Here is an 11,330-nt window from a genome sequence, read left to right as displayed (position 1 = left end):
TGGACGTCTCCGCGCACGGTCGGAGAGACATTTGATCCGACGGTCGAACACGCGTATCCGCATCTGGATTGATCATTTACGTATTTCCATCGATCGCCGGGTTGGCTAGGGTCGCCCCTCTGAGGAATCTACGTGGGGGGTGTCCTTGAGAAGAACAGTTCGCGTGCTCGCGCCGCTGGTCACCATGGGTCTGGTCGTGTGGGGAGGGACGGCTGCGCAGGCCGCGCCGCCGTCCGTGCCGTCCGATCTGCAGCAGGTCCAGGTACGTCAGTCCCTGCTCGGCACGCACACCTGGTATCAACAGACCTATCGGGGGATCCCGGTCGTGGGCGGCTATTACGCCACGCACAAGGTCGGCGGGAAGGTGACCGTCGACGACGGGCGCAAGCCGGTCACCGGGCTCGCCGACACGACGGCCGACCTGTCGGCGCAGCACGCCAAGTCCACCGTGGCCGGGCGGCTCGGCAAGCAGCCGGGCAGCACCGAGCTGGTGGTCGTGCCCGGATCGCCGGCCAAGCTCGCCTGGATGACTCTGACGCCCACCTCGCGAGGCACCTACCGGTCGCTGGTGGACGCCGGCACCGGCGCGGTGCTGCAGGAGAAGAACACCGTGCGCGAGGCCGACGGCACCGGGCGCGTCTTCGACCCCAATCCGGTCGTACGGCTGCAGGACGAGTCGCTGACCGACAACGACAACGCGGACGGGCCGCAGTTCCGCCGCGCGTACCGCATCGTCCGGCTGACCCAGCTCGACCGGGGCAAGTCGACGCTGCAGGGCGCGTACGCGAACAACATCAGCGAGAACCAGGTGAGCTCGAAGCACCGGGTGTTCCTGTTCAACCGGTCGCAGGACGGGTTCGAGCAGGTCATGGCGTACTACAGCATCACCGGCGCGCAGGAGTACATCCACCGGCTCGGGTTCCGGCACGTCAACAACGAGCCGCAGGACTTCAACACCGTCGGGTTCACCGACGACAACTCGTTCTACGACCCGAGCGTGGACGCGATCACCTTCGGCACCGGCGGCGTCGACGACGCCGAGGACAACGAGGTGATCTGGCACGAGTACGGCCATGCCATCCAGGACGACCAGGTGCCGGACTTCGGCGAGGGCGAGGAGGCCGGCGCGATCGGCGAGGGCTTCGGCGACTACTGGGCCGTCACCATGTCCCAGGCGACCAGCCCGAACACCAAGGTCACGCCGTGGGCCTGCGTCATGGACTGGGACTCGACGTCGTACACGACCGACGAGCCGCACTGCCTGCGGAGGACTGACGGTCCGAAGGTCTATCCAGGCGACCTCGACGGCGAGGTCCACGACGACGGCGAGATCTGGTCGCACGCGCTGTGGGACGTCAACCGGGCCCTCGGCCGTACGACCGCCAACCGGGTGATTCTCGAGTCGCAGTTCTTCTTCAACCCCGTGATCACCATGCCGCAGGCGGCCCAGCGCACCGTGACCACGGCGCTGGTCCTGTACGGCCCGAGGGCGGCGGCCAAGACGCGCGCCGCCTTCCACGCTCGGGGCATTCTCTGAGGTCTATCGGTTGGTGGGCCCGGCCGTTCGCGGCCGGGCCCACGTTTTTGCCGGAACGGCTCGTCCGACCGTTCCCAAGGTCAGCTCAACGGAGGAAACGCCGTCTCGTACCGCCCGGTTACGATCCGAAATGGTGCGCTTGAACATCCGTAGTGGATGACCTCGCATCGCGCCGGCCCAGCTCGCCTCGACACGACGGGATCGACGGCATGTTCGAGCGCTTCACCGACCGAGCCCGACGCATTGTGGTCCTGTCTCAAGAAGAAGCCAGGATGCTCAACCACAACTACATCGGCACCGAGCACATCCTGCTCGGGCTGATGTACGAGGGTGAGGGCATCGCGGCCCGGGTGCTCGAGAGTCTGGGCATCTCGCTCGAGAGTGTCCGGCTCCAGGTCGAGGAGATCATCGGTCAGGGGGAGCAGCCGCCGGGCGGCCACATCCCGTTCACGCCGCGGGCGAAGAAGGTCCTCGAGCTGGCGCTGCGCGAGGCCCTGCAGTTCGGCCACAACTACGTGGGCTCCGAGCACCTCCTGCTCGGACTCAGCCGCGAGGGCGACGGCGTCGCGGCCCAGGTGCTGGTCCATTTCGGCGCCGACCTCAACCGGCTGCGCCAGCAGGTGTTCGTCATCCTCTCCGCCTACCCGGACGGCCGGTCCCCGGGCGCTCCCGTCCCGCCGCCGCCGGCGTACTCCGCCCCCTCGTACTCCGCCCCCTCGTACTCCGCCCCCGAGTACTCCAGCCCCGCACCGCCTCCGACGCCGACCTCCGCCGAAGGCTTCTCGTTCGAACGCTTCACCGAACGATCGCGGCGCGTGGTCACGCTGGCCGGCGACGAGGCCCGGATGTTCATCCACAACTACATCGGTACGGAGCACCTCCTGCTCGGCCTGGTGCACGAGGGCGAGGGGGTCGCCGCCAAGGCGCTGGAGAGCCTGGGCGTCTCGCTCGAGGCCGTCCGGGTGTCGGTCGGGGAGATCGTCGGGCAGGGGTCGCAGCCGCCGGGCGCGACCATCCCCTTCACTCCGCGCGGGCGGCGGGTGCTGGAGTTGTCGATGCGTGAGGCGCTGCAGATCGGGCACAACTACGTCGGCACCGAGCATCTCCTGCTCGGCCTGATCCGGGAGGGCGAGGGTGTCGCCTGCCAGGTCCTGGTCCGGCTCGGCGCCGATCTCAACCTCGTCCGTCAGCAGGTCATCCGGCTTCTCGGCGGCTACCAGGGCACGCCGCCGGCGCCGCCGGGCGCGTCTTCCGCATGGCCGTCCGCAGCGGCGGAACCGCCGCCCGGCTCCGGGATCGGTGCGGCATTCGAGCGGTACGACGACCGAGCGCGGCGCATCGTCTTCCTGGCCCAGGAAGAGGCCCAGATGCTCAATCACCACGAGGTCGGCGGCGAGCACCTCCTGCTCAGCCTCGTCCTCGACGGTGAGGGCGTCGCCGTCCAGGCCCTCGAGCGTCTCGGCATCTCGATGCAGGACCTCCGGGAACAAGTCGAGGGCCTCGTCGGCCCGGGCCCGGAGGTGTCTCCGCCGGTGGTCCCGTTCGGCGCGCGCGCCCGCCGGGTGCTGGATCTGGCGTTGCGTGAGGCGCTCCAGCTCGGCCACAGTGACATCGGCGGGCACCACATCCTGCTCGGCCTGCTCCGCGAGGGCGAGAATCCTGCCGCTCAGGTGCTCGTCCGGCTCGGGGCCGACCTCAACCAGGCCCGCCAGCAGGTCATTCAGGTTCTCAGGGTCTACCCCGGCCCGGTCGGGCCCACGGTGGCCGGTGGCGTCCCGAAACTCAACGAGCAAGCCCGGAACATCGTCGTCCTGGCCGAGCAGGAGGCCCTGGCGCGAAGCCACGGCCACATCGGGACGGAGCACCTGCTGCTCGGCCTGATCAACGACGGCCGCGGTGTGGCCGTCACGGTGCTGACCGACCTGGGCATCTCGCTGGAGGAGACCAGGGCCGAGCTCGACGAGATCATCGCGCTGGGTCAGCACGAGTCCACCCCGGAGTTCACGCCTCGGTCCAAACGGGTGCTGGAGCTGTCGCTGCGCGAGGCGTACCAGCTCGGCCAGGACTACATCGGCGGGGAGCACATCCTGCTCGGACTGATCCGGGAGGGTGAAGGCGTCGCCGCGCAAATACTGGTCAAACGGGGCGCCGACCTCAACCGGACCCGCCGGCAGGTGGTCGAGGTGCAGGCGGCCATCGCGAGTAGTGACACCGCCGCGGTCGCCGCGAGCTCGGTCGAGGAGTGGGCGGGCTGGCAGGCGGCCACGGTCGCCGGGGCGGACGGTCCGTCGGTCGAGCTCTACCACGGCGCGTCCGGACTGGTGCTGCTCGGCCGGTCGGGGCTGCATCTGCCGCTGGGGTTCGTGGCCGATGTGCTGCGGCTGACCCGGGCCGGTTCACAGCCGGACGAGCGGCTCGCGGCGCTGCACTCGCTGCCGGACGTGCAGCGGCTGCGGGCTCTGGCCTGGCCGCCGCGGGCGCGCGTCGGGTTCGCGGCGCTGCTCGGTACGGACGTGCCTGCCGATCCCCGCCTCACCCCGCCGGCCGCGTCGGCGGCGGAGCTGCGCAGCTCATTGCGGCGCGCCGTCAACCAGGCCCGGTTCGACGGGATGGAAGTGGCGCCGGCGGCGACCGCCGTGATCCTCGAAGCCGGCCGTCGCGTCAGCGATGGCGCGGTCACGACCCTGTTGGTGGTGGGGCCGGGCGCGGTGGCGGCGGATCCGGCGCTGCCGCTGCGGTTGCGGCATGGTGCCGAGTCGGTGCCGGCGTTGTCGGGACCGCAGCGGGCGTTGCTGGAGTGGACCGGTGCCCGGGCCGTCGTACCGGCCCGCAGCCGAAGCTCGTCCACGGCGCCCGGGCCCGGGCTGAACGGGATCAGTCGGCGGGGCAAACTGACCAACCTTTTGCCGTCGCAATTGGCTTTACCGTCCGAACTGTTACGGCACCGGTTCGCCAACGGTGCCCTGCTCTACCGGCTGCACGAGACCGAGACCCAGCCGCCGGTGGAGTCGGTGCGGATCCTGTTGGACACCAGCCCGCCGACCTTCGGCTCGATCGGGGTGGCGCTGCGGATCGTGGTCCAGGCCATCGTGTCGGCCTTGTGGGCGGCCCGTCGGGTGCCGACGCTCGTCTACCTTGATCAGCCGGGGCTGGAAACCCCCGTACACAAGCCGTCTGATCTTGGTTTGGCTTGGACCCGGCAAAGTCTCGAGCCGGTGGATCTCGGGCCGGTTCTGGTTTCCGTGCAGCGGTCCGAGCAGCCGTCGGTGCTGCTCACCCAGCACCGGCTCGTCGCCGACAGCGGGATCGTGGCGACCGAGCAGCTGCGGCTGATCACCGCCCAGCTGCCGGGGGACGATCCCGAGGCACCGCCGGAGCCTCCGTTTCACGCCCATCTGGACGCGGAGCCGACCAAGGCCCAACTCGCCGCCGCTGTCCGGACGGCGCTTGCGCCGCAGGCGCGGTAAGCCATGTTCGAGCGATTCACCGACCGCGCGCGGCGCGTCATCGTCCTGGCCCAGGAAGAGGCCAGGATGTTCAACCACAACTACATCGGTACGGAACACATCCTGCTCGGGCTGATCCACGAGGGGGAGGGGGTCGCGGCCAAGGCGCTGGAGAGCCTGGGCATCTCGCTCGACGACGTCCGCGTGCAGATCGAGCAGATCATCGGCGTCGGGCAGCAGGCGCCCAGCGGGCACATCCCGTTCACGCCGCGGGCCAAGAAGGTCCTGGAGCTCACGCTGCGCGAGGCGCTGCAGATCGGGCACAACTACATCGGTACCGAGCACATCCTGCTCGGGCTGATCCGGGAGGGCGAGGGCGTCGCCGCCCAGGTGCTGGAGGTGCTCGGCGCCGACCTCAACCGGACCCGCCAGGTGGTGATCCAGCTTCTCTCCGGCTACCAGGGCCAGCCCACGGCCGCCCCGCAGGAGCCCGAGCACGTTCCGCCGAGCAGCGAGTACCTTCAGCCCGCTCCGCCGGCGGGCGAGGAGATTCCCTGGGAGCGCTTCACCGAACGATCGCGCCGGGTGGTCGCGCTGGCCGGCGACGAGGCCCGGATGCTCAACCACAACTACCTCGGGACCGAGCACATCCTGCTCGGCCTGCTCCACGAGGGCGAGGGCGTCGGAGGCAAGGCGCTGGAGAGCCTGGGCGTCTCGCTCGAAGCCGTCCGGCAGCTGGTCGAGGAGATCATCGGCCAGGGGATGCAGCCGCCGGAGGAGGAGATCCCGATCACGCCCCGCGGGCGGCGGGTGCTGGAGTTCTCGCTGCGTGAGGCGCTGCAGATCGGGCACAACTACGTCGGCACCGAGCATCTCCTGCTCGGCCTGATCCGGGAGGGCGAGGGCGTCGCCTGCCAGGTCCTGGTCCGGCTCGGCGTGGACCTCAACCGGCTCCGCCACCAGGTCCTCCAGCTGCTCAGCGGCTACCAGCCGCCGACCGCGCCGGCCTCGGCGCCGCCGGCGACCAGCGGCGGCGGCATGTTCGAGCGGTTCACCGACCGCGCCCGGCGTGTGGTCGTCCTGGCCCAGGAGGAGGCCCGGATGCTCAACCACGCCGAGATCGGGACCGAGCATTTCCTGCTCGGGCTGATCCACGACGGCGAGGGCGTCGCCACCCAGGCGCTGGAGAGCCTCGGCATCTCACTCGAGGACCTCCGGGAACAGATCGAGGAGATCATCGGCATCGGGGCGCAGGCGTCGCCCGGACACCTCCCGTTCACGCCGCGCGCCCGCAGGGTACTGGAGCTGGCGCTGCGGGAGGCGCTGCAGCTCGGTCACACCTACATCGGCACCGAGCACCTGCTGCTCGGGCTGATCCGGGAGGGCGAGGGGGTCGCCGGGCAGGTCCTGATCCGGCTCGGCGCCGACCTCAACCGGACCCGCCAGCAGGTCATCCGGCTGCTTTCCGGCAACACCCCCGCCGCCGCGCGGCCGGACGCCGCCGAGCCGGCTCCGGCGACTTCGGGCGCTCCGAGTCTCGACGATCGGGCCCGGCGGACGGTGGTCCTGGCCCAGGAGGAGGCCCGGGCGCTCAACCACAACTACATCGGAACCGAGCACATCCTGCTCGGGCTGATCCACGACGATCTCGCGGTCGCCATCGTCGAGGGCATGGGCATCGCGCCGCCGGATCTGCGGGCCGACGTCGAGGAGATCATCGGCCAGGGACAGCACGCGGTCACCGGGCACCTCCCGTTCACGCCCCGGTCGAAGAAGGTGCTGGAGCTGTCGCTGACCGAGTCCAGGCAGCTCGGTCACGACTACATCGGCTCGGAGCATCTCCTGCTCGCGTTGATGCGCGAGGGCGAAGGGGTCGCGGCCCAGGTGCTGGCCCGGCACGGCGGCACGGTCGAACGGGCGCGCGATCTGGTGATCAGCGGGCCCGGGGACATGGCCGCCGCGGTGGTAGAACCGCCGGACCTGTCGGTCGACGAATGGGCGAACTGGCAGGCCGCCTCGATGGCCCGGAACGGTGGGCCGTCGGTCGAGCTCTACTACGGCGCGTCCGGACTGGTGCTGCTCGGCCGGTCGGGGCTGCACCTGCCGCTCGGGTTCGTGGCGGACGTGCTGCGGCTGACCAGGGCCGGGTCGCAGCCGGACGAGCGGCTCGCGGCGTTGCACTCGCTGCCGGACGTGCAGCGGTTGCGGGCGCTGGCCTGGCCGCCGCCGGCCCGGGTCGGGTTCGCCGCGCTGCTCGGGGCGGGGGTGCCGGTGGATCCCCGCTTCACGCCGCCGGCCGCGTCGGCGGCGGAGCTGCGCAGCTCGTTGCGGCGCGCGGTCAACCGGGCCCGGTTCGACGGGGTGGAGGTGACCCCGGCGGCGACCGCCGAGATCCTTGATTCCGGGCGGCGCATCAGCGACGGGATCGTGACGACGTTGCTGGTGGTGGGGCCGGGCGCGGTGGCGGCGGATCCGGCATTGCCGCTGCGGCTGCAGCACGGTGCCGCATCGGTGCCGGCGCTTTCCGGGCCGCAGCGGGCGCTGCTGGAGTGGTCCGGCGCCCGGGCAATGGTTCCCGCCCGCACCCGGAACGCGTCGACCGCGCCCGGGCCGGGCCTGACCGGGATCAGTCGCCGGGGCCAGTTGACTAACCTTTTGCCCTCGCAGTTGGTTTTACCGCCTGCGATTTTGCGGCATCGGTTCGCCGACCGGGCGCTGCTGTATCGGTTGCATGAGACGGAGACCCAGCCGCCGGTCGAGACCGTGCGGATCCTGCTGGACACGAGCCCGCCGACGTTCGGGTCGATCGGGGTGGCGCTGCGGATCGTCGTCCAGGCCATCGTGTCGACACTGTGGTCGGCCCGCCGGGTGCCGACGCTCGTCTACCTTGATCAGCCGGGGCTGGAAACCCCCGTACACAAGCCGTCTGATCTTGGTTTGGCCTGGACGCGGCAAAGCCTCGAGCCGGTGGATCTCGGGCCGGTGCTGGTGGCGGCGCAGCGCTCCGATCAGCCATCGGTGCTGCTGACCCAGCATCGGCTCGTGGCCGACCACGGGATCGTCGCGACCGAGAAGCTGCGAGTGATCACCACCCAGCTGCCGGGGGACGACCCCGAGGCGCCGCCGGAGCCGCCGTTCCACGCCCACCTGACGGCCGAGCCGACGAAGGCCCAGCTCGCCGCCGCGGTTCGGACGGCGCTTGCCCCGAAAGCGCCGTAGACATGTTCGAGCGATTCACCGACCGTGCGCGGCGCGTCGTCGTCCTGGCCCAGGAAGAGGCCCGGATGCTGCGCCACAACTACATCGGATCCGAGCACCTGCTGCTCGGCCTGCTGCACGAGGGCGAGGGCCACGCGGCGAAGGTGCTCAACGACGTCGGCGTGACTCTCGGAGACGTTCGGGCGCAGGTCGAGGACATCATCGGCCTCGGGCAGTTGGCACCGAGCGGGCACATCCCGTTCACACCGCGGGCGAAGAAGATCATCGAGTTCTCGCTGCTCATCGCGATGCGGATGGGGCACAACTACGTCGGTACCGAGCACGAGCTGTTCGGATTGGTCCTGGAGGGTGACGGGGTCGGCGTCCAGGTGCTGACTCGGCTCGGCGTCGACCTCGAACGCCTGCACGAGCACTCGGTCACCGTTCTCGCCGGATACCCGGGGACGGGGGCGGCTCCGGGCGCCTGGAGGGACCCCGACCCGTACGGGTACAAGCGGTACACCGACCGGGCGCGCCGCGCGATCGTGCTGGCCGTCGAAGAGGCTCAGAAGCTGGGCGACTCCACTGTCGACACCGAACACTGCCTGCTCGGCCTGGTCCGTGAGCCGGACGGCGCCGCCGGGCAGGCACTGGAGCGTCTCGGCTTCTCCTACGACGATGTGTTGCGCGACGTCACGGAGCTCCTTCGGCAGGAGCAGCCGCCGCCGGGAGCGGCCCGATCCTTCGGGTACAGATCGCACGCGCGGACACTGCTGGATTGGGTGCCGCGTGAGGCGCAGCGGCTCGGCCACGACTACATCGGCACCGAGCATCTCCTGCTGGGCCTGGTCTGGGAGGTCGAGGGCCTCGCCGGCCGCGTGCTGGCCGGGCGGGGAGTCGACCTCGACCGGGTCCGCCGGGAGATCATCCCGTTGCTCGGGGGCGACACGCCCGGCCGGACACCTTCGCCGAGCACGTCCGCCTCCTCCGGCCTCGATCGATTCACCGACCGGGGGCGCCGGGTGCTCGTCCTGGCCCAGGAAGAGGCCCGGCTGCAAATTCACAACTACATCGGGACTGAACATCTGACCCTTGCCCTCATCCACGAGGGCGAGGGCATTGCCGCCAAGGCGCTGGAGAGCTCCGCCGTCTCGCTGGAGATGGTCCGTGCGCGGGTCGCGGAGATCATCGGGCCAGGAACTCAGGAGCCGGCCGAGCAGATGCCGTTCTCGCCGCGTGCCCGGTCGGTGCTGAATTACGCGGTGGACGAGGCGCGGCAGCTCGGCAACAACTTTGTCAACACGGAACACATCCTGCTGGCGATCATCCGCGAGGGCGAGGGAGTCGGCGTGGAGGCCCTGACCGGGCTGGGCGTCGACCTCGACCAGGTGCGCGAGCAGGTCATGGCACTTCTCAACCCCCAAACCCAGCAGCCCACCGTACGCGTCACGTTCGAGCGATTCACCGACCGGGCGAAGCGGCTGATCGTCCTCTCGCAGGACGAGGCCCGGATGCTCGGACACAACTACATCGGACCTGAGCACCTCCTGCTCGGGCTGATCCACGAGGGTCTGGGCGTCGCGGCCAAGGCGCTCGAGTCGATGGGGATCGCCCTGGGAGACCTGCGGTCGGATGTCGAGGAGATCATCGGCCGGGGTGACGGCGCGCCGGCCGGGCACATCCCGTTCACGGCGCGCGCCAAGCGGGTGCTGGAGTTCACGATGCGCAAGTCGCTCGAGCTCCACCACAACTACATCGGAACCGAGCACATCCTGCTCGGGCTGATCGGGGAGAGCGCGACCATCGCCGCCCAGGTGCTCACCCGGCGCGGTGTGACCCTCGACCGCGCTCAGTCCGTGATGCTCGACCTGTTGGACCAATACGCGGCCGGGGGGTCGGCCACGCTCGCCGCCGACGCGGTGGAGGAGTGGGCACGATCGCAGGCCGCGACGGTCGTTCCCGGGGACGGTCAGACGGTCGAACTCTTCCACGGCGCGTCCGGGCTGGTGCTGCTCGGGCGGTCGGGGCTGCATTTGCCGCTCGGGTTCGTGGCCGACGTGCTGCGGCTGACCCGGGCCGGGTCGCAGCCGGACGAGCGGCTGGCCGCGCTGCACGCCCTGCCGAATGTGCAGCGGCTGCGGGCGTTGGCCTGGCCCCCGGCGGCCCGGGTTGGGTTCGCGGCGCTGCTCGGCGCGGGCATGCCCGCAGATCCCCGGCTCGTTCCGCCGGCGGCTTTCCCGGCCGAGCTGCGCAACTCGCTGCTCCGGACGGTCACCGGCGTCAGGATCGACGATCCGGCACCCGCGGAGACTGCCGAGATTCTGAATGCCGGCCGGCGGGTAAGCGACGGGGTCGTGACGACCTTGCTGGTGGTGGGGCCGGGTGCGGTGGCGGCGGATCCGGCGTTGCCGTTGCGGTTGCGCCATGGCGCGGACGCGGTGCCGGCGCTGTCCGGGCCGCAGCGGGCGTTGCTGGAGTGGACGGGTGCGCGGGCGGTCGTGCCGGCGCGTAGCCGCAGCGCGTCGACGGCGCCGGGGCCGGGTTTGACCGGGATCAGCCGGCGGGGTCAGTTGACTAACCTTTTGCCGTCGCAGTTGGTTTTACCGCCTGCGATTTTGCGGCATCGGTTCGCCGACCGGGCCCTGCTTTATCGGTTGCACGAGACCGAAACCCAGCCCCCGGTGGAGACGGTACGGATCCTGCTGGACACGAGCCCGCCGACGTTCGGTTCGATCGGGGTCGCGTTGCGGATCGTCGTGCAGGCGATCGTGTCGGCGCTGTGGCAGGCACGTCAGGTGCCGACGCTGGTCTATCTCGATCAGCCCGGCCTGGAGACGGCCGTGCGCAAACCGTCGGACCTGGGTGCCGCCTGGACCCATCAGAGTCTCGAGCCGGTCGATCTCGGGCCGGTGCTGGTCGCGGCGCAGCGTTCCGAGCAGCCGTCGGTCCTGCTGACCCAGCATCGGCTGGTGGCCGACCACGGGATCGTCGCGACCGACCAGCTGCGCCTGGTCACGGCCCAACTGCCGGGGGACGACCCTGACACGCTGCCTTCGCCGCCGTTTCACGCGCATCTGGCCGCCGAACCGACCAAGGCCCAGCTCGCCGCCGCGGTCCGGACGGCGCTCGCGCCGCAGGCTCGGTAGCTC

General features: G+C 70.6%; 4 protein-coding genes. All 4 read left to right on the top strand.

Translation table 11 applies throughout. From position 1 onward, the window contains the following. Positions 1-145 precede the first annotated feature (145 nt). The 4 genes from A3CQ_RS0107160 to A3CQ_RS0107145 all read left to right on the top strand — a co-directional run bounded on the left by A3CQ_RS0107160 (position 146) and on the right by A3CQ_RS0107145 (position 11,327). Entirely contained in the window at positions 146-1,537 is a 1,392-nt protein-coding gene (locus tag A3CQ_RS0107160; protein WP_245577103.1) for a M36 family metallopeptidase, read from the top strand. A gap of 209 nt (positions 1,538-1,746) precedes the next feature. Continuing rightward, positions 1,747-5,004 carry a Clp protease N-terminal domain-containing protein gene (locus A3CQ_RS0107155; protein ID WP_084698963.1) on the top strand — a complete coding sequence of 1,086 codons (3,258 nt, stop codon included), beginning with the start codon at positions 1,747-1,749 and terminating at the stop codon, positions 5,002-5,004. Between the two features lie 3 nt (positions 5,005-5,007). Next, positions 5,008-8,202, top strand: a complete 3,195-nt coding sequence (locus A3CQ_RS51805; protein WP_020510240.1) for a Clp protease N-terminal domain-containing protein — start codon at positions 5,008-5,010, stop codon at positions 8,200-8,202. Positions 8,203-8,204: 2 nt separating this feature from the next. Next, positions 8,205-11,327 carry a Clp protease N-terminal domain-containing protein gene (locus A3CQ_RS0107145; protein WP_020510239.1) on the top strand — a complete coding sequence of 1,041 codons (3,123 nt, stop codon included), beginning with the start codon at positions 8,205-8,207 and terminating at the stop codon, positions 11,325-11,327. The last annotated feature ends 3 nt before the right edge of the window (positions 11,328-11,330 follow it).

Origin of the sequence: Paractinoplanes globisporus DSM 43857 (assembly GCF_000379645.1) — a bacterium.
Taxonomy (GTDB): domain Bacteria; phylum Actinomycetota; class Actinomycetes; order Mycobacteriales; family Micromonosporaceae; genus Actinoplanes; species Actinoplanes globisporus.
Note: the sequence above shows the minus strand (reverse complement) of the source record. Positions and strands in the feature narration are given on the sequence as shown.

Bases quoted from the DNA above. Each gene is read 5' to 3' on its own strand.
- A3CQ_RS0107155 (WP_084698963.1), top strand. From the start codon at position 1,747: ATGTTCGAGCGCTTCACCGACCGAGCCCGACGCATTGTGGTCCTGTCT.
- A3CQ_RS51805 (WP_020510240.1), top strand. From the start codon at position 5,008: ATGTTCGAGCGATTCACCGACCGCGCGCGGCGCGTCATCGTCCTGGCC.
- A3CQ_RS0107145 (WP_020510239.1), top strand. From the start codon at position 8,205: ATGTTCGAGCGATTCACCGACCGTGCGCGGCGCGTCGTCGTCCTGGCC.